Source organism: Alloalcanivorax dieselolei B5, assembly GCF_000300005.1.
GTDB lineage: Bacteria > Pseudomonadota > Gammaproteobacteria > Pseudomonadales > Alcanivoracaceae > Alloalcanivorax > Alloalcanivorax dieselolei.
This window is the reverse complement of sequence record NC_018691.1, coordinates 2,358,670-2,381,630: the sequence shown is the minus strand read 5'-3', so window position 1 is coordinate 2,381,630 and position 22,961 is coordinate 2,358,670. Positions and strand designations below refer to the sequence as shown.

The 22,961-nt window shown below is 61.7% G+C and carries 19 protein-coding genes; 15 read left to right on the top strand and 4 right to left on the bottom strand.

What is annotated here, in order from left to right; all coding sequences use genetic code 11:
• Positions 1–9 precede the first annotated feature (9 nt).
• From B5T_RS10705 to B5T_RS10695, 3 genes are all read right to left on the bottom strand, one after another.
• Positions 10–654: a TetR/AcrR family transcriptional regulator gene (locus B5T_RS10705; protein ID WP_014994518.1), complete on the bottom strand. Its 645-nt coding sequence runs from the start codon at positions 652–654 to the stop codon at positions 10–12.
• Entirely contained in the window at positions 654–2,378 is a 1,725-nt protein-coding gene (locus B5T_RS10700) for a class I adenylate-forming enzyme family protein (RefSeq protein WP_014994517.1), read from the bottom strand. The genes B5T_RS10705 and B5T_RS10700 overlap by 1 nt, the downstream gene beginning before the upstream one ends.
• 73 nt (positions 2,379–2,451) lie before the next feature.
• The gene (locus tag B5T_RS10695) at positions 2,452–5,700 is read right to left on the bottom strand and encodes a carboxyl transferase domain-containing protein (RefSeq protein WP_014994516.1); all 3,249 of its coding nucleotides are present in this window, start codon (positions 5,698–5,700) and stop codon (positions 2,452–2,454) included.
• Between the two features lie 246 nt (positions 5,701–5,946).
• On the opposite strand from B5T_RS10695, the gene B5T_RS10690 reads away from it, so the two are divergent.
• The 15 genes from B5T_RS10690 (at position 5,947) to B5T_RS10620 (ending at position 22,032) form a co-directional block, all read left to right on the top strand.
• On the top strand, positions 5,947–6,942 hold the full coding sequence (locus B5T_RS10690) for an NADPH:quinone oxidoreductase family protein (protein ID WP_014994515.1): 996 nt from the start codon (positions 5,947–5,949) through the stop codon (positions 6,940–6,942).
• A 230-nt stretch (positions 6,943–7,172) separates the two neighbouring features.
• Complete coding sequence (locus B5T_RS10685) at positions 7,173–8,768, top strand: benzoate-CoA ligase family protein (RefSeq protein ID WP_014994514.1); 1,596 nt, start codon at positions 7,173–7,175, stop codon at positions 8,766–8,768.
• Positions 8,765–9,007 (top strand): hypothetical protein, encoded by a 243-nt coding sequence (locus tag B5T_RS23510; protein ID WP_014994513.1) that lies wholly within the window; start codon positions 8,765–8,767, stop codon positions 9,005–9,007. Before B5T_RS10685 ends, B5T_RS23510 begins: the two co-directional genes overlap by 4 nt.
• Positions 9,008–9,154: 147 nt before the next feature.
• Positions 9,155–10,798 carry a 2,3-epoxybenzoyl-CoA dihydrolase gene (boxC, locus tag B5T_RS10675; RefSeq protein WP_014994512.1) on the top strand — a complete coding sequence of 548 codons (1,644 nt, stop codon included), beginning with the start codon at positions 9,155–9,157 and terminating at the stop codon, positions 10,796–10,798.
• A gap of 3 nt (positions 10,799–10,801) precedes the next feature.
• On the top strand, positions 10,802–12,253 hold the full coding sequence (boxB, locus tag B5T_RS10670; protein WP_014994511.1) for a benzoyl-CoA 2,3-epoxidase subunit BoxB: 1,452 nt from the start codon (positions 10,802–10,804) through the stop codon (positions 12,251–12,253).
• 55 nt (positions 12,254–12,308) lie between these two features.
• A complete protein-coding gene (boxA, locus tag B5T_RS10665; protein WP_014994510.1) occupies positions 12,309–13,484 on the top strand; it encodes a benzoyl-CoA 2,3-epoxidase subunit BoxA in 1,176 nt (391 codons plus the stop codon).
• Positions 13,485–13,560: 76 nt separating this feature from the next.
• Positions 13,561–14,763 (top strand): ABC transporter substrate-binding protein, encoded by a 1,203-nt coding sequence (locus B5T_RS10660; protein WP_014994509.1) that lies wholly within the window; start codon positions 13,561–13,563, stop codon positions 14,761–14,763.
• Positions 14,764–14,829: 66 nt separating this feature from the next.
• Entirely contained in the window at positions 14,830–15,690 is an 861-nt protein-coding gene (locus tag B5T_RS10655) for a branched-chain amino acid ABC transporter permease (protein WP_014994508.1), read from the top strand.
• Positions 15,691–15,700: 10 nt separating this feature from the next.
• The gene (locus tag B5T_RS10650) at positions 15,701–16,777 is read left to right on the top strand and encodes a branched-chain amino acid ABC transporter permease (protein ID WP_014994507.1); all 1,077 of its coding nucleotides are present in this window, start codon (positions 15,701–15,703) and stop codon (positions 16,775–16,777) included.
• Positions 16,778–16,781: 4 nt separating this feature from the next.
• Positions 16,782–17,546, top strand: coding sequence for an ABC transporter ATP-binding protein (locus B5T_RS10645; protein WP_014994506.1), 765 nt, complete (start codon positions 16,782–16,784; stop codon positions 17,544–17,546).
• Positions 17,543–18,295, top strand: coding sequence for an ABC transporter ATP-binding protein (locus B5T_RS10640; protein ID WP_014994505.1), 753 nt, complete (start codon positions 17,543–17,545; stop codon positions 18,293–18,295). The genes B5T_RS10645 and B5T_RS10640 overlap by 4 nt, the downstream gene beginning before the upstream one ends.
• A gap of 54 nt (positions 18,296–18,349) precedes the next feature.
• Positions 18,350–19,252 (top strand): helix-turn-helix transcriptional regulator, encoded by a 903-nt coding sequence (locus B5T_RS10635; protein ID WP_051015470.1) that lies wholly within the window; start codon positions 18,350–18,352, stop codon positions 19,250–19,252.
• Positions 19,253–19,345: 93 nt separating this feature from the next.
• Positions 19,346–20,305: an IclR family transcriptional regulator domain-containing protein gene (locus tag B5T_RS10630; protein WP_014994503.1), complete on the top strand. Its 960-nt coding sequence runs from the start codon at positions 19,346–19,348 to the stop codon at positions 20,303–20,305.
• Between the two features lie 297 nt (positions 20,306–20,602).
• Positions 20,603–21,040 carry a hypothetical protein gene (locus B5T_RS10625; protein WP_014994502.1) on the top strand — a complete coding sequence of 146 codons (438 nt, stop codon included), beginning with the start codon at positions 20,603–20,605 and terminating at the stop codon, positions 21,038–21,040.
• Between the two features lie 77 nt (positions 21,041–21,117).
• The gene (locus B5T_RS10620; protein WP_014994501.1) at positions 21,118–22,032 is read left to right on the top strand and encodes an SH3 domain-containing protein; all 915 of its coding nucleotides are present in this window, start codon (positions 21,118–21,120) and stop codon (positions 22,030–22,032) included.
• Between the two features lie 112 nt (positions 22,033–22,144).
• Here B5T_RS10620 and B5T_RS10615 read toward each other — a convergent pair whose 3' ends face one another.
• Complete coding sequence (locus B5T_RS10615; protein WP_014994500.1) at positions 22,145–22,957, bottom strand: OmpA family protein; 813 nt, start codon at positions 22,955–22,957, stop codon at positions 22,145–22,147.
• Positions 22,958–22,961 lie beyond the last annotated feature (4 nt).

Sequence of the window (22,961 nt, the reverse complement as noted above, 5' to 3'; positions counted from 1 at the left end):
AACCGGTGTTTATCCACGCACTCCGATCAGCCTCAGATAAATCGCGGTGAACTCCTCGACCTTCTGTTCGAAGGCGGCGGCATCATCGGGCAGCTCTCGTGCGAAGCGGGTGAAAGTGGCGTTCATCACCCCCGCCAGCAACTCCGGGTCGGCCACCGGGTCGGCCCGACCTTCCGCCACCAGACGTTCGACATAATGGGCCATGCGCCGGGCCGGGCGACGCCGCATCTCGTCACGCATGGCGCGCACTTCCTCATCCCCTTCCGCTTCATGTTCCACCACCGTGAGCAGCGCCGCGTTGGCGGCATGGGCGGCAAGAAAAGCGCGGGTGGCGGCCCGCCCCAGTTCATAGGGATCATCAATTCCGGGGAATTCATGGGCGGCAAGAAATTCATCCCGTAACGCCGCGACAACTTCGAGGAAGGCCTCCCGCTTCGAAGCAAAGTAGGCATAGAACGCCGGCCGGGAGACCTCGGCCTCGGCGGCGATCGCGCCGATGGAAGTACCGCCGTACCCGGATCGGGCAAAGGCCCGTGCCGCCGCCTCCACCAGCACCGTGCGCATGCGATGCTCCTCGCCGGCCCGTCGCTGACGCGCCGCGGCCCAGGCCGGCTGTTTTTTGCCTGAAGCCGATTCCGCGGCCTGATCCGACATTATTGTGGCTCCCGTCCCAGTTCCTTGAGGATCCGCGCGCGCAATTTGTACTTCTCGATTTTATTGGTGGGGGTACGCGGGATCTCATCGATCAACCGAATGTGACGCGGCCGCATGTATTTGGGCATGGTCTCCGCGGCGAAGTCGTGCAATGCCTGCTCGCTCAGCCGCGCACCCTCCTCCACCGTCACATAAGCCACCACATCGTCCTCATCGCCCTCGCTGCTGGCGATGGCGAACACCGCGGCCAGAGCCACGGAGGCATGTTGATTGAGCAAATCCTCCACCTGGAATGACGACAGGTTTTCGCCGCGCACCCGGATCCGGTCACCGAGCCGATCCAGGAAGGCGAACATGCCGTCTTCCAGTTGCATCGCCGCGTCGCCGGTGTGAAACCACAGGTTGCGCCAGGCCACGACGGTAGCCTCCGGCTTGCCCAGATACTCGCTCATGATCAACCCCGGCAGCTTCGGACGCACCGCCAGTTGGCCCGGTTCGCCGGGGCCGCACCGCTGGTCCTGCTCATCCAGTACCGCCACGTCCATAAACGGCGCCGGGTGTCCCATCAACCGCCTGGGCCGGTCCTCGCCGCCGGGCAGGACCGCCATGCCCGCCGCCACCGCCCGCTGTTTGACCTCCTCGTGGGAACGGCCCCGGTACAACTCCGCGGGCGTGCCCTCGCCTTCCGCGGTCTCCTCGAAAAGCAAGCCGAGGGGCGAGCCCGATTCGGTTTGCCCGAACCCGGCGGTGACGAAATCGAGCCCGAACCGGCGCGCCACCAGAGCGTGATGCTCGGGTAACGGCTGCATATGCACTTTGTTCAAGGTATTACGCCTGTCATCCGGCCGTTCCGGCGCCTTGGTCAGCCACGGGATCATCACATCCAGCAGGATCGCCGTGGTCGCTCCCCGGGAGGCGACGCGTTTCCAGAAATCACCGGGGCTGAAACGGTTCCATACCGCCACCTCACAGCCCACCCAGGCGGCACGCGCCACATTGGCGATGGCGCCACCGACGTGATACATGGGCAGATCGTTGTAGATCACATCGTCCGCAGTCAGCGGTTGCCGCAGTTTGAAGGTGTACTGCGCCATCCAGCGATACGGCTGCAGCACGCCCTTGGCCGGTCCGGTGGTGCCGGAGGTATAGACCACGTTGGCCGGATCATCAAAGGACACGGTAATGTCCGGCCGCCCGGCCGGCGCGATGAGTGAGGCCCAGGGCGACTCGGCGAAACGGCTATCGACCTCGTCACGGTTATTCACATGATCGTGAGCACCGGCCGGCGGATCGTAGACGATCACCGAGGGCGGCGCCGCCAGATCACCGGCGACCTGGTTGACCGCGCTCAGCAGGGCCGGATCAGTCAGCAACAGTTTCGGCGCGGTGTCATTGAGCTGGTACGAAAGCAAGCGCCCGGTGTAGCTGAAGTTCACCGGACAGTACACGGCACCGGCCTTCCAGATACTGAACATCATCAGCGCGCTCACCATGGGATTCAGGGTGAAGACACTGACCCGGTCTCCCTTGCCAATGCCGAGCGCGGCAAGGTTACCGGCAATGTGGTCGGTACGTTCGCCGAAGTCGGCGTATGTGAGGGTGACGTCGTCCTCGCCGTAATGGAAGAACGGTCTTTCCCCGGCCACCTTCGCCCAGTGATCGAGCCGTTCGGTAATGATTTCGCCGTCTTCCCGCAGCAAGGCGGTCAGTTCCGTCTCGTTCATCGTTGTTTCTCTCCCGAATCAAAGTCTGAGTTATTGTTATCGCGCCGTTTTTATTGTGCCCTTGTTTTTGTAATCAGGGCCGCGTACCAAACGCCGGCGGCCCAACCTGCTCGGGCAGCAATCGATAAGCATCGCGTACCCAATCACACAGCAAGGCGCGGCTGTCACGAGGGTCGATGAGGTCCTGGGCGCCAAAGTGCTCGGCGGTTCGGAACGGAGACGAAATCGCCTTCAGCTCCGCGGCGATTTCGGCAATGGTGGCGGCCGGATCATCGCTGGCTTCGATCTGAGCGCGGAACGCCGCCTCGATGCCACCCTGAACCGGGAGCGATCCCCAATCGCCTGACGGCCATGACCAACTGCGGCTGGCGCGGTGACGATTGATGATGCCGGCGCCGCCGACGCCGTAGACGCGGCGCAGAATGATCTCGGCCTGCGGTACCCGCGCCTGATAGACGGCGGCGATCGCCCGCGCTCCCGCACGGATAGTGGCGCGACGCTCCGCCACCGAACCGATGGTCATGCCGGCCTGATCGGTGAGACTGACGATTGGCAAATGGAAAGTCTCGCACAGGTCCACCAGGCGGCCCACCGCCTGTGCGCCTTCCACCGACATGGTCGCGCCCCGCATCGGATCCGACGCGATCACACCGACCGGGTGCCCGTCCAGCCGCGCCAGAGCGGTGACGATACCGTCCCCGTACTCGGCATAGGTGAACACGGAGCCGGCATCGAAGATAGCTTCCAGAATCGGCCCGATGGCGTACGGGTGTCTCGGGTTGCGCGGGATCGCACTCAGCAGCGACGTCTCCCGACGATCCACCGGATCCGCCGACGCCACCACCGGGGGAGTCTCGAAGGCGCTGGCGGGCAAATATCCCAGGAACGTCCGGATTACCGCGAAGGCAGCGGCCTCATCGGGCACGATCCGTTCCACCGAGCCGGTACCGCGATGTATATCGGCGCCACCAAGCTCCTCCTTGGTAAGGTCCTCGCCCGTGCCACCACGCACCACCGGCGGGCCCGCGGTGAACAGCTGCCCTAGCCCTTCGACCATCACCGCCAGATGCGACATCACCAGACGCGCCGCTCCCAGCCCCACCGTCGGCCCCAGGCACGCCGCCGCCACCGGCACCAGGGAGAGGTTGTCCACTACCGCGTCCCAGGCCGGGTTGACCGGAATGTAAGTGAAGCCGTTCTCGCGCGCCGTCTTGACACTGCCGCCGCCACTGGCGCCATCGAGCAGACGCACCACCGGCAGACGCATCTCGCGTGCGTAGCGCTCGGCATAGATCTGCTTGTCGTGGATCGCGGCATCGCCGGAACCACCGCGCACGGTGAAGTCGTCCACGCCGAGCACCACCTTGCGGCCGGCCACCGCCGCTGTCCCGGCGACGAAGTTGGCCGGCAGGATACGTTCGGCGTGCCCATCCACATAGTCCACGAAACCGGTCAAGGCACCGATCTCACGGAAACTGTCCGGATCGGCCAGCGCGGTGATGCGCTCCCGTGCCGTCAACTTGCCCGCCGCCCGTTGCCGTTCGACTTTCGCCGTGCCGCCCATGGCCTCGGCGAGTTGGCGACGGCGTTCGATCTCCGCCACCTCCGCCGACCAGTCTTCCGCCGCCGTTTCGGCGACCGGCGCATCGGTATGATCCACTGGACTGCCATAAGCAAGCAGATCGCCTTCGTCGACGAAGTCTCCGACCGTGGCGACGACCGCGTCGATGCGCATGGATTCGGTCGCACGGACCACATGTTCCATCTTCATCGCCTCGACCACCAGAAGCGGCGCCCCCGCCGCGACCACATCGCCGGCGGCCACCTCGACACTCAGCAGCACGCCGCCCAGGGGTGAGCGGGCGGCGCTGGCGCCTTCCAGTGCCCTGGGCCGGGCTTTGACGCTCTCCTCCGCCTTCACCGCCGTCGGCAGGTGGTGTCCGGGTCGCCGATGCTCAAGCAGTGCCGGCAGATGCGAATCCAGATACCCGGTATCGAACCGTCCCCGTGCGAAATCCGGCTCGGTGAGAATGCCATGCAGCAAATCCAGGTTGGTGGGAACGCCGGTGATCCCGAACTCCGCCAGTGCCGCGGCGGTTCGCCGGACGGCACCGCCGAAATCCTCGGCATCACCGATGACCTTGGCGATCAGGGAGTCGTAGCGGGGACTGACGCGGTAGCCCGTATAGCCATAGGTATCCACACGCAAGCCCGGACCGGAGGGCAAGGTAAAGGTGTCGATCACACCGCTGCCCGGTCGCGGCGCGCCCTCGGCGTCCAGCGTTTCCAGATTGACCCGGGCCTGGATCGCGAACCCTCGCGGCACCGGCGGTTCCGCCAGGCCGATATCCGTCAACTGCGCGCCGCTGGCGATGCGCAGTTGGGCCACCACCAGGTCAACCCCGGTAACTTGCTCGGTGACGGTATGTTCCACCTGCAGCCGCGGATTGGCTTCCATGAAGAACACTTCATCGCCGTCGACAAGGAATTCGAAGGTTCCCAGACCGCGATACTTCAAGGCCCTGGCGAGTTGGAGCGCCGCGTCGATGATGCGGTCACGCTGGCCGGCTTCGAGCGCGGGACTCGGAGCGATTTCGATGAGTTTCTGATGGCGGCGCTGGATACTGCAGTCGCGCTCACCCAGATGCTGGACGCTGACACCGTCCCCCACCACCTGGATCTCGATATGACGGGGGTTACGGGCCAGACGCTCGACGTACAGGGCATCATTGCCGAAAGCCTGTCCGGCCTCGGACCGGCACCGCTCGAACGCGGCGGGCACTTCACCGCGGTCGGTGACCGCGCGCATGCCGCGCCCGCCGCCGCCGGCCAGCGCTTTGATCATCACCGCTCCATGCTCATCGGCAAACGCCTCCGCCTCGGCCAGCGTGGTGGCGCCGGTGGTGCCGGGCATGACGGCAACGCCCTGCTCCACCGCGAAAGCCCTCGCCCGTGCCTTGTCACCAAGCATGGTCAGGGTGTCGGCACTCGGGCCGACGAAGACCACTCCGGCCTCGGCACAACGGTGGGCGAAATCCGCGTTCTCACTGAGAAACCCGTAGCCCGGATGAATCGCGCCACAACCGAATGAGACAGCGGCTTCGATCAGGGCAGCGGCATCCAGATAGGCAGCCACCCCGGTTCCCGGCAGCGCTACCGCTTGGTCGGCACGATGAACATGCAACGCATCTTTGTCGTCCTCCGGGAAGACCGCGACGGCCCGCCCACCCATCTCATGAATCGCCCGGATGATACGTACGGCGATCTCGCCACGATTGGCCACCAGTACGCTGGTCACGCCATGGTCTGTGGTCCCGGCCATGAACACCTCTTTATTGTTGACATTAGTGTCAAAGGACTATGCGGGGCGCCCGTTTAATGCGTCAAGTCCTTTTACGTTCTTCAGGGTTACTCTTCCCGGTTGGCCAAAACGTGCTGCTTTTCCCGGGCATCGGAGCGGTTCCGCCGTGTACAACGACCTCTTCGGGCGTTACATCTTTACCTTCCAGACTCTCACCCCGGACTCTCACCGCGGCCGCAGAGCCGCCGGACAACAGGAACTCCGACCATGCAAAAAGTGATCGCCGAATCGCTGGCATCCATCACCGACTATCAACTGATCGAAACCGAGCGGCCTACCCCCGGCGAAGGGGAGATTCTGGTACGCATCGCCACCTGCGGGCTCGGTTACGTGGATTCCCTGGTCGCCCTGGGTCGCTACCAGGTGAAACCCGTGCTTCCGCACACACCTGGCCGCGAAGTGGCGGGCCGGATCGTCGCGGTGGGCGACGGCATCGAACCATCACCAGTGGGAGAGCGGGTGATGGCCACCGTCAACGGCGGACTGGCCGAGTACGCCCTGGCCCCGCAAGCGGAAGTGCGGCGGATCCCCGATGCCATGACGTTCGCCGAAGCCGCCGGGTTCCGCGTCAACTACCTGACCGCGCTGCACGGACTGGTCGACCGCGCCGCGTTGCAGCCGGGGGAAACCGTGGTGGTGTTCGGCGCCGCCGGCGGTCTGGGCACGGCGGGCGTCCAGGTGGCGAAGCTACTCGGCGCCCGTGTGGTGGCGGTGGCTTCCTCCGAGGAAAAACGGGCGTTCTGCCAGGGACTGGGCGCGGACGAAGTACTGGATACCGAACCGGACGGCTGGCGGGACCGGCTGCGGGCCGCCTGCGGTGGCGTGGCACCGGACGTGGTGTTCGATCCGGTATGCGGTCCGTTGTTCGAGCCGGCTTTCCGCTCGCTGCACTGGCGTGGCCGCCATCTGGTGCTGGGATTTACCGGCGGGCCGATTCCCTCGTTGCGAGTCAATCTGCCGCTGATGAAAGGCGCCGGACTGATCGGCGTGGATGTCAGGCAGTTTCTGCAGTTGGAAGAACAGCGGGGTCAGGCGCATCTGGCGCAACTGCTGAGCTGGGTGGATGAGGGCCGGCTGCAACCGCCAGTGGGGCGCGCCTTTCCTCTGGAGGCGTTTGCCGAGGCTCTGGAGTTCGCGCTGAGCGGCACCGGATTGGGTAAAACCGTGGTCGAAATCGCCGACTTGGAAAGCGCCGATCTGTAAGGCCGTTGGCCGCCGGATGGGACGACGATACGGCGGCCATTCCCTCCCTTGGGTGCCTTATCTCAAAAAGCGCACTATATTTCAAAATACATATCATAAATCAATAACCCTACCCTTCCTGCCTCTTGCCCTTGCCGCATCATGCATTATAGTACATGTCAGTGTACTGGCTGTACCTAGCACCGAATCGATAACCACAACAATCTCGACAGCAAGGGAGAGAAGCCGACATGACACAAGCCAAGGCTATGCACGAGCCCGCCTGTGAGCCCCTGCCCCGCCATTTTAACGCCGCCGACCATTTCATCGACCGCCACCTGAAAGAAGGCCGCGCCGGACATCTGGCGATCATCGACCGCGACGGCGAAATGAACTACGCGCGCCTTGCCGAACGGGTGGCCCAAGCCGCCTCCATGTACCGTGCCCTGGGACTGCGCCAGGAAGACCGGGTGGCACTCGCCATGTCCGACAGCGCCGACTACCTCGCCTGTTTCTGGGGCGCGTTGAAAGCCGGTGTTGTGCCGGTCTGCCTGAACACCCTGCTGACCCCGAACCAATACCATTACATCCTCGGCGATTGCCGCGCCCAGGTGTTGATCGTGGAGCAGTCCCTTTATGCCCAATTCGCCGAGTTGATCCCGGCGCTGCCCAATCTCGAAAAAGTGATCGTGGTGAATGGCCGGGAGGCCAACCACGATACTCTGGCGGAGCGGCTCGACAGCGCCTCTCTGGAAAGCCGCAGCGTCGCGACGACCTGCGACGACATTGCCTTCTGGCTCTATTCTTCCGGCTCCACCGGCAACCCCAAGGGCGTTCCCCATCGTCACGCCAGCCTGTACTGGACCGCCGAGCTGTACGGCAAGGGCGTATTGGGTATTCAGCCCCATGACCGTATTTTTTCCATCGCCAAACTGTTCTTCGCCTACGGTTTGGGTAACGGCATGACATTTCCGTTGTCGGTGGGCGCCACCGCCATCCTCTACGACGGCCGCCCGACACCCGCGGCGGCGCTGGACATCATGGAGCGGCACCAGCCGACTATCTTCTGCGGCGTACCAACGCTGTACGCGGCCCTGCTGGCCGATCCTGAATTGGCGCAACACCCTGGATCAAAGGCATTACGCCGCAGTATTTCCGCCGGCGAGGCGCTGCCCAAAGAGACCGGCGAACGCTGGGAAAAGCGCTTCGGCTCTCCCATTCTCGACGGCGTCGGCTCCACCGAGATGTTGCACATCTATCTCACCAATCAACCCGGTGACGTTCAGTACGGTTGCTCCGGCCGCCCGGTACCCGGCTACCAGGTGAAACTGGTGGATGAAAACGGCGACGACATCGAAGCGGCCAATGAGATCGGCGAAATGCTGGTGAAAGGCCCCAGCGCCGCCGGCGGCTACTGGAATCAACGGGACAAAAGTCTGCGTACCTTTGTTGGCGAATGGACCTGCACCGGCGACAAATATTATCGCGACGAACAGGGCCGCTATCACTACTGCGGGCGCAGTGACGACATGTTCAAGTCCGGCGGCAACTGGGTCTCTCCGTTCGAGGTGGAGTCCACACTGATGCAACACGAGGGGGTCATGGAAGCGGCGGTGGTGGCACGCAGCGACGACACCGAAAACCTCAAGCCGGCGGCCTATGTGGTATTGAAAGCCACCGTCGCCGATGAGGAAGCGTTCAGTCGAGAGCTGCAGGACTTCGTACGTTCACGCATTGAGCTGTGGAAATACCCGCGCTGGGTGTATTTCGTCGATGAGCTGCCAAAAACCGCCACCGGTAAAATCCAGCGCTTCAAACTGCGGGCCCGGGAACAGGTGCCGGCATGACGCTGACAGCGTTGACCGTCTTGGGTGTGCGGTTGGAAGCCGCCTGGTTTGGCCCTCCTCCGGATCAGGCCGCCACCCTGGTGCTGCTCCATGAAGGGCTGGGCTGCGTGGCGTTGTGGAAAGCGTTTCCACAGCGACGGCGCGTCCATCGCCCTGATCAATGCGGCGGCCGTGGCCGATCCAAGGGTACGCGGCCTGGTCCTGAAGGGCGCCCCTCCATCCTGAATCAGGAACTATAAATCATACTCCTTGCCATGAATGGCACTTTAATTCATTATTGCTCCACAAGATGCATTATAATTCTTATTTGGGTCTGATAATGATCCTCCCGAATACATCGGACTCTCTGGAACCGCGCCACCCACAACAACCGAAGAGGCAGCGAAATGATCGACTTCCGGACCTCCCCCGACCAGTACCGGCACTGGCGACTGACCACCGACGGCCCCGTCGCCCATGTGACCATGGCGGTGAATGAAAACGCCGGCCTGTTCGACGGCTATCAATTGAAGATGAACTCCTATGACCTGGGCGTGGACATTGAACTCAACGACATTGTCCAGCGCCTGCGTTTCGAGCACCCGGAAGTAAAAGCCGTGGTGCTGGCATCCGCCAACGAAAAAATCTTCTGCGCCGGCGCCAACATCCGCATGCTCGGCGGCGCCAGCCACGGTCACAAGGTGAACTTCTGCAAGTTCACCAACGAAACCCGCAATGCCATCGAGGAAGCCAGCGCCGAATCCGGCCAGATCTGGATGTGCGCGGTGAACGGCACCGCCGCTGGCGGCGGTTATGAGCTGGCCCTCGCCACCGACCATATTTTGCTGATCGACGACGGCACCACCACGGTGTCACTGCCGGAAGTCTCTCTGCTCGCGGTGTTGCCGGGTACCGGCGGTCTGACCCGTGTCACCGACAAGCGCAAGGTGCGCCGGGACCGGGCCGACATATTTTGCAGCATGGAAGACGGTGTTCGCGGCCAGCGCGCTCTCGACTGGCGGCTGGTGGACGAGTTGGCGCCGGCCTCGCAATTCGATCAGGCGGTAACAGCCCGTGCCCGGGAACTGGCGCGGCGGTCCGACCGTCCGGACAACGCCAATGGCGTGCTCTTTTCACCGCTGGACCGGGAAATCGGCGAGCACAGCATCCATTACCGCCATCTCAGCGTGGAGTTGGACAGCAGCCGGCGCACCGCGACCCTGATTGTGCACGGCCCGCAACAGGACGCCCCCGCTTCTGTCGCGGATGCCCAGGCTCAAGGCGACAGTTTCTGGCCGTTGGCGCTGGCCCGCGACCTGGACGACGCCATTCTGCATTTGCGCCTCAATCAGCCGGAGATGGGTACCTGGCTGATAAAAAGCCAGGGCGACGGCACCCGCATCGCCGGCTATGAAAGCCTGCTGGAGCAGGAACACTGGCTGATGCGTGAAATCCGCCTGTTCTGGAAACGCACTCTCAAGCGTCTCGATGTCACTTCCAGAACCCTGTTCGCTCTGATCGAACCCGGCAGCTGCTTTTCCGGTCTGCTCGCCGAGCTGGTGTTCTGCGCCGATCGCAGTTTCATGCTCGACGGCCAGTGGGAGCAGGACGACACCCCAGCCGCGGAATTGCAGCTGAGTGCGATGAATTTCGGCGCCCTCCCCATGAGCAACGGCCTTACCCGGCTGGAAACCCGGTTCTACGGCGAGCCGCAAAGCGTAGAGCAGGCCCGTGAGCAACAAGGGCAATCACTTGATGCCATGGCGGCCTTGCGCAGCGGCTTGATCACCGAAGCCTACGATGACATCGACTGGGACGAGGAACTGCGACTGCTGATCGAAGAACGATCCAGTTTCTCCCCCGACGCCCTGATCGGCATGGAAGCGAACCTGCGCTTTACCGGCCCGGAAACCATGGAAACCCGTATCTTCGGGCGACTTACCGCCTGGCAAAACTGGATCTTCCAGCGCCCCAACGCCGTCGGCCGGCAAGGCGCCCTGCAGCTGTACGGCAGCGGCTCTCGTCCCACCTACAACTTCGAGAGGATTTAACCCATGACCGCCTTGAAACAGGAAGTGAACTACGACGATCTGATTCCCAACAACGTCAATCTGTCCGAGGACCGCCGCCTGCGCAAAGCGCTGGAAGCCTGGCACCCCGGTTTTATCGACTGGTGGAAAGACATGGGCCCGGACGGTTTTCAGGACACGCCGGTGTATCTGCGCACCGCCGTCGGCGTGGATCCCAAGGGCTGGGCGGAATTCGGCTACGTGAACATGCCGGAGTACCGCTGGGGCATTTTGCTGGCGCCCGCCGAGGAAGGCCGCACCATTCCCTTCGGCAAACACAAGGGTGAGCCGGTGTGGCAGGAAGTGCCCGGCGAATACCGCGCCATGCTGCGCCGCCTGGTTGTCATCCAGGGCGACACCGAACCGGCCTCGGTGGAACAGCAGCGCCATCTCGGCAAGACCGCGCCTTCTCTGTACGACCTTCGCAACCTGTTCCAGGTCAACGTGGAAGAAGGCCGCCATCTCTGGGCCATGGTTTATCTGCTGCACAAATACTTCGGCAAGGACGGTCGCGAAGAGGCTGAAAATCTGCTCAAGCGCACTTCCGGCGACAAGGACAAGCCGCGCATGCTCGGTGCCTTCAATGAAGAGACTCCGGATTGGTTGTCGTTCTTCATGTTCACGTTCTTCACCGACCGCGACGGCAAGATGCAACTGGAATCCCTGGCCCAGTCCGGCTTCGACCCGCTGTCACGCACCTGCCGCTTCATGCTCACCGAGGAAGCCCATCACATGTTCGTGGGGGAATCCGGCATTTCCCGCATCATCCAACGCACCTGCGAAGCCATGAACGAGGTCGGAATTACCGATCCCACCGACGTGGAGGCGGTACGCAAGCTGGGCGTCATGGACCTGCCGATGATCCAGCGCAAGATGAATTTCCATCTTGCCGTGACGCTGGACCTGTTCGGCAATGAGGTTTCCACCAACGCCGCCTCCGCCTATGAGGCCGGCATCAAGGGCCGCTACCAGGAAACCCGGATCGACGATGACCATCAACTGCACAACGACACCTACGCGGTGCTCAAGGTGGTCGATGGTGAACTGAAAATGGTGGAGGAAACCGCCCTCAACGCCATCAACGCCAGGTTGCGTGATGACTACGTCAAGGACGCCGACGGCGGCGTGAAGCGCTGGAATAAGCTGATCAAGAAAGCCGGTGTTGATTATGAACTGTCGTTGCCGCACATCGCCTTCAATCGCCAGATCGGCGAGTTCAGCGGCCTGTTCGTTTCCCCGGATGGTGAGGTGATCGACCCGGCTACCTTTGAAGCCAACCGCGATAACTGGTTGCCCACCGCTTCCGACCTGGCGTACCTGGACTCACTGATGGTGGCGGTCACCGAACCCGGCGAATACGCCAGCTGGATCGCGCCCCCCAAAGTCGGCATTGACAACAAACCCGGGGACTTCGAGTACGTGCGTCTGGCCGGCTGATTTTTGCCGGTGCGCGGGCGTCGCGGCGTCCGCGGCAAGAGCGAGAGGACACATCATGAGTTTGTTGCGACAACACCTTATCGATCCGGAAATCTGTATCCGTTGCAACACCTGCGAGGAAACCTGCCCGATCGATGCGGTCACTCACAACGAAGACAACTATGTGGTGGATGCGGACAAGTGCAACTACTGCATGGACTGTATCGCCCCCTGCCCCACCGGCGCCATTGACAACTGGAGGCTGGTCAACGAACCCTTTACCACCGAGCAGCAGTTCGAGTGGAATGAGCTGCCGGAAGAAAACACCGAAGCGCTGAGTGACAGCGACACACCTGCCGATGACGACGAAGTCCGCGAGCTGCTGGCCCAGGCCCACGCCGGCGTGCGCGCCCGCGCGCCGGACTCCGCCGGCAAGCCGTTGCTGAACATGTTCACCCGTTCCGCTCCCGCCCGCGCCAGGGTGGTGGGTAACTATCGCATCACCGCCGCTGACACCGAATCCGACATCCGTCATATCGTGCTGGATTTCGGCGCCACCGCCTTTCCGGTACTGGAAGGGCAAAGCGTGGGCATCCTGCCGCCGGGCCAGACCAGCACCGGTAAACCGCACAAAATGCGCTTGTATTCCGTCGCCAGCCCCCGTGACGGGGAACGCCCCAACCACAACAACCTGTCGCTGACGGTAAAGCGTGTGGACGGCGGCATTGCCTCCAATTTCATCTGCGATCTGAGCAAAGGCGACGAGGTGGACGTGGTAGGACCGTTCGGTGACAGCTTCCTGATGCCCGAGCACCCGGACGCCAACATCATCATGATTTGTACCGGCACCGGATCGGCGCCCTTTCGCGCCATGACCGAGCGTCGGCGACGCAAGCAGCCGGACGCCAACGGCCGGCTGGTGCTGTTCTTCGGCGCCCGTACGCCCAACGAACTGCCCTATTTCGGCCCCCTCAGCAAACTGCCGGACAGCCTGATCCACAAGGAACTGGTGTTCTCGCGGCTGCCGGATGCGGGCAAGGAATACGTCCAGCATCGGATGAAGGCACGTGGCAACCTGCTTGGCAAGCTGCTCGGCAACAACCATACCCATATTTACATCTGCGGTTTGAAAGGCATGGAGCAAGGCGTCGAGGAATCGCTCCATATGATCGCGGAAAAGCACGGACTCGACTGGCCCATGCTACGCGACGACATGGTCCGCCTTGGGCGCTATCACGTGGAGACCTACTAGAGTCTGCTCAAGATCCCATTAAACCAACGCATTACAACAAAAAACGAGCAGGATTGGCCTGCCAGGAGAGAAAAAAATGAAACGCGCACGCATACGCAAACACACCCGACACCTGCTGACCGGCCTGGGGCTTTTCTTCCTGGCTTCGTTCCAACCCCTGTTGGCGCAACAAAACGAGGCAGGACAGGCCACGCCGGTAAAACTCGGGCTGATGCTGCCCTACTCAGGCACCTACGCTCCCCTTGGTGAATCCATCACCAACGGTCTGAAACTGGCGATCAAACAAAACGGTGATCAACTGGGTGGGCGTCCGGTGGAATACGTTGTTCTCGACAGCGAGGCCGACGCCTCCAAGGCCCCGCAGAACATGAGCCGCCTGGTCAAGGGCGACAAGGTTGATGTGGTCATCGGCCCGGTGCATTCCGGCGTGGCCATGGGCATGTTGAAAGTGGCGAAGCAGACCGGTGCCATCATGATCATCCCCAATGCCGGCCTGGGCGCGGCCACCGGGCAACTGTGCATGCCCAACGTGTTCCGCACTTCTTTTTCCATGTGGCAGGACAGCTACCCCATGGGCAAGGTGGCCTATGATCGTGGTCACCGCAAAGTCGTGACCATCACCTGGAACTACGCCGGCGGCAAGGAAGATATCGCCGGCTTCGAGGAATCCTTCAGCAAAGCCGGCGGTGAGGTCGTCAAACAAATACTCGTGCCGTTCCCGGAAACGCAGTTTCAGCCCTACCTGACGGATATCGCCAGCATCAAGCCGGATGCGGTCTACACCTTCTTCGCCGGTGCCGGCGCGGTCCGCTTCGTCCGCGACTATGCCAAGGTGGGTTTGAAGGACAGCGTGCCACTGCTGGGTTCCGGGTTCCTCACCGACGGCAATCTGGATGCCCAGGGCGAAGCCGCCGAGGGCATCCTCACCACCCTGCACTACGCCGACGGTCTCGATTCGGATGTGGATCGCGCCTTTCGCGGAGCTTATGGCAAAGCCTACGAGCGCAAGCTCGATACCTATGCGGTGCAGGGTTACGACGCTGGCATGATGCTGGTCCAGGCGCTGGATCAGACCGGCGGTAACAGCACCGACAGGGATGCGCTGATCCCGGCGCTGGCCAGCGTCAAGCTGAACAGCCCGCGCGGGCCGGTCACTTTCTCCAAGGCCCACCATCCAATCCAGAACATTTATCTCCGCCAGGTCAAGGACGGTCGCAACCAGGTCATCGATGTCGCCAGCCGGGCACTGGAAGACCCCGCCCGTGGCTGCCGTATGTAGACCGATCAGGCGACCCGCGAAGGAGGGGCACGCCCCTCCCGGGCAACCGACCCGAGGAGAACGTTCATGGATCCCGTATTCATTGCCATACAGCTGCTCAACGGGCTGCAGTACGGCCTGCTGCTGTTTCTGATCGCCAGCGGGCTGACGCTGATTTTCGGCATCATGGGCATCATCAATCTCGCCCACGGCGCCATGTACATGATCGGCGCCTATCTGGCCTATGACCTGACCCTGCGCACCGGCAGCTTCTGGCTCGCCTTGCTGCTGGCCGTGCCCATCGCCGTGGTGTTGGGACTGGTCATCGAACGGCTGTTTCTCGGCACCCTGTACCGGCGCGATCACCTTTATCAGGTGCTGCTGACCTTCGGGCTGATCCTGGTGCTCAACGAAGCGCAGCGCATCATCTGGGGCAGCGATGTGCAGAGCGTGCCGGTGCCGGCTTCCCTCAGTGGCAACATCGCCTTGACCGGGAATCTGCAATATCCGGTCTACCGGCTGTTCGTGGCCGCCATCTGCCTGCTGGTGGCAGGGGGCATATACTGGATTATCCGCCATACCCGCCTGGGTATCGTCATCCGCGCCGGCGCGGTCAACCGCGACATGGTGGAAGGGCTCGGTATCGACGTTCGCACCCTGTTCACGCTGATTTTCAGCGTCGGCGTGGGGTTGGCCGCGTTTGCCGGCATGCTCTCCGCGCCGATGACGTCCCTGTACCCGGGTATGGGTGACAACATCCTGATCACCTGTTTCGTCATTGTCGTGATCGGAGGCATCGGCTCCATCAAGGGCGCCTTCCTCGGCTCCCTGCTGATTGGACAGGCCGCCACCTTCGGCCCGGTGCTGCTCCCCGCTCTCGCCAGCGTCATCATTTATCTGATCATGGCGGCCGTGCTCATTATCAAACCGCGTGGGCTGTTCGCCTGAGGAGGATACAATGCTTCACCGCTACCCCAAGCGCGTACCGATAATCATGCTCGCGCTGACCGTTCTGCTGGTGTTCTATCCTCTCTGGGGTCCCATTCTGATCGGTGACGGCAGCGATTTTTTCCTGGAGAAGCTGACCTTGATGCTGATTCTCGGCCTGTTCGCCATGAGCCTGGATCTGCTGGTCGGGGTGGTCGGCCTGGTCAGCCTGGGACATGCCCTGTTCTTCGGCCTCGCCGGTTACACCCTGGCGCTGGCCAGCCCTTCCTACAGCGCCGCTTCGCTGTGGTGGATGATGCCACTGGTGATGCTGGTGAGCGCTTTGTCCGCCCTGGTGATCGGCGCTCTGGTGCTGCGCACCAGGGGTATTTTTTTCATCATGACCACTCTGGCTTTCGGCCAGATGCTCTACTATCTGGTCAGCGACGCCAGCTTCACCGGCGGCAGCGACGGCGTCTTCATCATGTTCAAACCCACCCTGGCCATCGGCGATCTGACGCTGATCGATCTCGAGAACCCGTTGCAGTTCTTTTATTTTGTCATGGGGATGACTCTGCTCGCCTATCTGTTTCTTCACTGGTTGATACGTTCCTACTTTGGCCAGGTGCTCGACGGTATCCATGATAATGAACATCGCATGCAGGCACTGGGTTATGCCACCTACGGCTACAAGCTGGCGGCTTTCGTCATCTCCGGAGTGCTGGCCGGCGTCGCCGGCATGTTGGCGGCCATGCAGTATGGTTTCGCCAACCCGGCGCAACTGGGATGGCACCTGTCCGGTGAAGTGCTGATGATGGTCATCCTGGGCGGCATGGGCACGCTGTTCGGTCCGTTGCTCGGCGCCTTCGCTTACGAGCTGCTGCACTACGCCTTCGAACATCTGACCCTCTATTGGCAACTGCTGATGGGGCTGACGATTATCCTGATCGTATTGGTGTTACCGAAGGGGTTGGCCGGTCTCATCCTCAACCCGCCCCGTCTCAGGCTCCCCGGGATTGACGTTGGCGGATTATTCCGGCCCCGTCCCGCCGCTTCGACCAAAGCGCGTCTGGGCCTTGCCGGACCGCAAAAGCACGAGGAGGGCTGATGTCATGAGTAATACGCCCTTGTTGTCCACCCGGGGATTGACCTGCCGGTTCGGCGGTCTGACCGCGGTTGACCGAGTCGACTTTGATGTCGGCCCCGGCCAGATCCACGCCATCCTCGGCCCCAATGGCGCGGGCAAGAGCACCTTGATCAATCTGCTCTCCGGTGAACTGCGCCCCTGTGAAGGGGAAATCCACTATCGGCAGCGTCCGATTCACGGCCTGCCGGCCCATCGTGTGGCCCGCCTGGGTATCGGCCGCAGTCATCAGAAAACCAATATTTTCCCCCGCCTGAGCTGCCTCGAAAATTGTCGCCTCGCCGCCCGCATCCACCTCGGCGGCGTCATCGCCAGCTGGCGCTCACGCACCACCGCGCGACAAGTCGATGAGCGCGCGGAACAGGCTCTGGCAACCTGCCTGCTCACGCATCGCGCGTCGACACCGGCAAGCGCCATGAGCTATGGCGAGCAACGTCAATTGCAAATCGCCATGGTACTGGCCACCGCACCGACTCTGATGCTACTCGACGAACCCCTGGCCGGCATGGGTCGTGAAGAAACCAGCCGGGTCACCGGGTTGCTGCGCGCCTTGCGCGGCGACTACACCCTGGTGCTGATCGAACACGACATGGATTCCGTTTTCGCGTTGGCGGAGCGGATCACCGTCATGGTCGATGGCCGTGTCCTTGAGACCGGAACCACGGCGGCCATTCGCGGCAGCGAAAAAGTGCGTGACGTCTACCTGGGCCGACATCAACAGGAGCAGGCATGAACACCTTCAACGCGTCCCTTTCTCCCCCGCCAACGGCGCAACCACTGATCGATGCCCGGGATCTGCATGCCTTTTATGGTCAGAGCCATGTCCTCCATGGCGTTGATCTTCATCTGATGCCCGGTGAAACCCTGAGCCTGATGGGGCGCAACGGCATGGGCAAAACCACCACCCTGAAAGCGCTGCTGGGCTTCGTTACTCCCCGTCAGGGAAGCATCCGGATCCTGGGGCAGCCGACCCGCAAGTGCCGGCCCTGGCAGGTGGTACGCCGGGGTATTGGCTATGTGCCGGAAGGACGGGGCATTTTCCCGGGCATCAATGTGCATGAGCACCTGATCATGGCGGCACGCCCCAATACCGAGGGCCTGTCACCCTGGAATCTTGAGCGTGTTCTGGACACCTTCCCACGCCTGGCTCAGCGTCTGCAACACGATGGCGCCCTGCTATCCGGCGGCGAGCAGCAGATGCTCGCCATCGGCCGCGCGCTGATGACCAACCCCCGCATCATGATTCTCGACGAAGCCACCGAGGGTCTCGCTCCGCTGATCCGTGATGAGATCTGGAGGATCCTCGGCGAGGTCAAACGCTCCGGTATAGCCAGCATCATCGTCGATAAGAACATCGATAACCTGCTGACCATCGCCGACCGACATCTGGTACTGGTAAAAGGCAAGGTGGTTTTTGACGGTGACGGTCTGGAAATCAGCCAGAATGCCGGCCTACTCGACACCCACCTCGGCATGGGATAATGCCTTCCATTAGCGCCGGCCGAGGCCATCGCCGGTACGCTCAGGGAAACGGAGATGAGCATGCACCCTGCCAACGATCAAAATGAAAGCAACGGGCCAGACTATATGGCCACCATCGGAGACCGGGTACGCGCCATTCGCGCCCGGCGAGGCATGGCGCGTAAGGAACTGTCGTCCCAGTCGGATATCTCCGAGCGCTACCTGGCGCAAATCGAAGGCGGCAAGGCCAATATTTCGATCATGCTGCTTCAGCGACTCGCCGCCGCCATGGGCGTGCCGGTGCAGGACATCCTCCCGCAACAGGAACAGCAGGTCCTTCCACCGCCGCTGCGGGATCTTCTCGAGCGCCTTTCCCCTGCTCAACTGGACGAAGCGTACCCGTTGCTGGTCCGGCATTTTGATATGAACAAGGGGCAACACTGTGGCGTGGCGCTGATCGGCCTGCGCGGTGGCGGCAAGAGCCGGCTAGGCCAGATGCTTGGAGAACGGCTGAATGTGCCTTATATTCGCCTCAATGGCCTGATCGAACAGCTCGCCGGCATGGATATCGGCGAGATCATGGCGCTCGGCGGTCAGCCCGCTTATCGGCGTTTCGAACGGGAAGCGCTGGAATACGTGATCGAGCGGCATCCCCTTTCGGTGGTGGAAGCCGGTGGCAGCCTGGTGTCCGAATCGGAAACCTTCCAGCGCCTGCTGAACCGCTTCCACACCGTTTGGATCAAAGCCTCGCCGGAAGAGCACATGCAGCGTGTTATTGACCAGGGTGACACGCGGCCAATGCAAGGCCATACCCATGCCATGGACGACCTCAAACGCATATTGGTCGAACGCGACGCCGACTACCGTCGCGCCGACGCCGTGCTCGACACCTCCCACAGGAGCGTCGAGGACAGCTTCGCCGAGCTGCTGAGCCTGACCCGCCCGTATTTGACCAGCCCCACGGCGGTCAATCAGTAACCAGGCAGCGCCGGGCCACGGCGTTGCCTGTGCTACCATTGCACTCGATAATTATCGATTTTTCCCAATGACAAAAGCGGGCGGACAAAAAGAATGGCGGCCTCCTATCAGCTGCAAACACTGACTCGTGCCCTGGATGTCCTGGAGCTGCTGGAGCGGACATCGGAGCCGCTGTCCCTGACCGAAGTGGTGGCCGCCATGGGCGAAGCCACGACCATCGTTTATCGCATTCTGCAAACCCTGGAGGCACGCGGTTACGTCTACCGCCGCCCCGAGGACAAGCGATACAGCTATACCGGCCGTTCCAGCGGAGCCGGCTCGATATCACGGGCCGTGGATGTATTGCGGGCGGCGGCGGATAACCTGCCGGGAAGCGCGTCCACCGAACAACTGTCCCGGCAAGCCGGGCTGGATCCGCATATCGCTCTCGAGATTCTGGCGCCGCTGGCCGATAAGGGATTGATGGAGCAGAACGTCGACAGCGAACAATGGCGCCTCTCCCCTTCCGTCATGCAATTGGCCCGACACTTCCTCAACAATGATGATGTGCTGGTACGCATCCGCCCCCTGATGGAACGGCTTCACGCCGAAACCAGGGAGACCGTTTCCCTGTTTCATCGCGCCGGCGACAAACAGATCGTCACCTCGGTGCTGCCCAGCCCCCACCCGGTACGCTACGCTCTGGAAACAGGGAGCGCTTTTCCTCTCTATCTGGGTGCCGCGGGAAAGGCCGCCCTGGCGTTTTTGCCCGAAGCCGAGGCGGAAGCTCTGCTCCGCGCTCATACACTGACGGCCTTGACCCCCTATCAGCCCAAGGTGAGCGCTCTGCGCAAGGAGCTGAAAACCATTCGCCAGCAGGGCTTCGCCATCTCCAATGGCGAACGCGTGGAGGGCGCCAGCGCCGTGGCCGTTCCCATCCGTGGCGGAAGCGGATACCCCGACGCCGTTCTCGGGCTTACGATGCCCAGTTTCCGCACCTCCGACGATCAGTTGCGCCAGCTCGGTGCCCGATTACAACAGGAGCTGCGTTCGTTACCGTTCGACTGCGAATAATGCTGTTGGTTTGCGAGGCAATTAAAACTCACATTCAAAACCATGTTTTTAACCTTTCCACAACCAAACACAGCCTTTCACCAATACTTTTCCAAGTGTCGTACCCCTAACTCCGCCAATCGCGCCCAAAAAATACCGTTAGATTAAATTCGGCGAGATGACTAGCCAATACTATTCTCTGACGATAAGCTGAACGTGTATAAACTGAAGCGTTTCCCCTCATAGCCTGAAGAGGGTCCTGGGGAAAATAAAATTTCTGATTTTATACGCGTGAGGCTATTAAGGATGAAGACCATAATGAAACGCTCCGCTTTTTTTATTGGTGCACCTCTTCTGCTTGCTGGTTGCCTTTCTGATTATCCGCAGTTTCAAAATGTCGATCAGAGTCAGCTGTGTGTCGCCAGTACCGACCAACAGGCCATGGAGTGCCCGGAGGGTGAACTGTTCCTGGCCCGTCTGACCCAGCCAAACCAGAATCTTCGGGCCTATAGCGCCCTGAATACGGCCGCGCTCTATTGCGATACCAATTACCCTATTTTCGAGAATGCCGCGGGGATCATGTGCGTTATGACGCATCAGCGTCTCGAGATGCTCACCGGCGGAGAAGCTTCTCAGGGTATGGAAACCCAACAACAAGGCCAACAACAGACGCCTCAGCAACAGCCGGCCCCTCAGTCACCTCAGCAGGCGGCACCCCAGCAGGCACCCCAAGGTAGCTCGGGAGCCAACCAGTGAGAATGGTTGTGACTTCGGTCTGATGTGATGACCGACCGACATTTTTATCACCATTTTCACTACCAAGAGGACTCAGCATGAAATGGAAACTGGTTCTGGCCGGCGTCGCCAGCCTCCATGCTTCCATGGTATTCGCGGATTTCGATCAAGGCCTCTTCGAATACAAAAAGGGGAACTTTGCCTCGGCTCTCTATGAATGGCGTCAATCCGCCGAGAAAGGCGATATCGAGTCCCAGTATCGCCTGGGTATGATGTACGAGAAGGGCCAAGGGGTTCCCAGCAATCTCAAGAAAGCCAGCAAATGGTATCGGCTATCCGCCGATGCCGGACATCCTCCCGCTCAGATCAAGGTCGCCGATATGTATCTTTCCGGGCGAGGAGAAAAAGCGGACCCCGCTGCCGCCGCCTTGTGGTATCAACGAGCGGCGCGGCAAGGCGCCGCCCAGGCCCAATTCCGGTTGGGCCTGCTCCACCTGGAAGGCCGCGGTGTCGAAAAAAACGATGCAGAGGCCGCGAAATGGTTCAAAGCCGCCGCGGAGCAAAATGTCACCTCCGCGCAGAATAATCTCGGCAGTCTTTATGAGAACGGCCGTGGCGTCGAACAGGATGATGCCAAGGCTTTCCAGTGGTACAGCAAGGCCGCCAAGGAAGGCGATGCCTACGCCCAAAACAACCTGGGAGCCATGTATGCTCGCGGCAAAGGCGTGAAACGGAACCATGCGTGGGCGGTATTCTGGTTCGCCACGGCGGCTCAAAATGGCAACCGGGTCGCCGCCGACAATGCTGCCGCCAGCTTACGGCACCTGCGAACAAAGCGCATACGTGTAGCCACCGCGAACATTCGCGCGGGCAACTCCACCAGCCACGATATCGTCGCCAAGGTCAAACAAGGAGACGTCTTGCATATTCTGGGTAGTACCAATGGTTGGAGTCAGGTCTATCTTCAGCAGCAACAACGCCTCGGCTGGATTTCGTCCTCTCTGTTGGAATAAACCAAGCGTAGAGTAAACCGAACAAACATCCTCTTCCCGTCGGACAAACGGATGGAGCCGGCAAATCACCGGGCTCCATCGCCACCATTTAAACGCTCGCTTCCCATGCCTCTCAACGTTTCTCGCCGCTCACTTCGATGCTGACACGACGATTGGGCCGCAGGCATTCTTTCAGTTCAGGCGTGGCGCGAGCCCCCTCACATTGAGTGACGGGATAACGCTCTCCGGCCCCCGAGCTGTTGATCGTCTCGTTCGGAATACCCTGATTGGCCAGCGCCGTGCGCACCGTTTCGGCACGTTGCTCGGATAAGGTCTGGTTGTACGCATCACTGCCGAGCCGATCGGTATGGCCGACAACCAGGACCGCCGGTGCGACAAACTCGCCACGAATACGCCGCCCCAGGTCGGCGACCACTTTCTGCCCCTTCGGTGACAGCTCGGCGCTGTCGAAGTCGAAGAGTGTATCGGCCTCCAACGTCATTCGCGTCGGCTCGTCGGGCCTCGGGTTGAGCAGATCGGCGCACTGGGGTTCCCGCCAATGCATGCTCTCGGACAGCATGTCGTCGTCAAAGCGGACCTGATACTGGCAGGTTATGTAGCCGCCCTCCTCGGTGGGCAGATGGAAAATATAATTCCACTGGCGCACACCGAAGAGACCTTCCTTGAAGTGGGGGCGCCCCAGCAGGTCATAGATCTGATTCTTGGAAACGCCCACCTGCATCTTCCGCAGGTTTTCCATATTGACGTAGGCTCCCTCCTCCACCCAGGCTCGGTCGAGTTCCGGGAAGGCGACGCCTTCCCCGGCCGCTGATTCGGCGGCCCCGTCCTGCTGCCCGGCGGTCGAGGCGCATCCCTGGAGGCCCAGCGCCGCCAGCCCGGCGATGCCCAGAGCCCGTGCAATCCCTCTGTAGATGCTGTGATCCATGGTG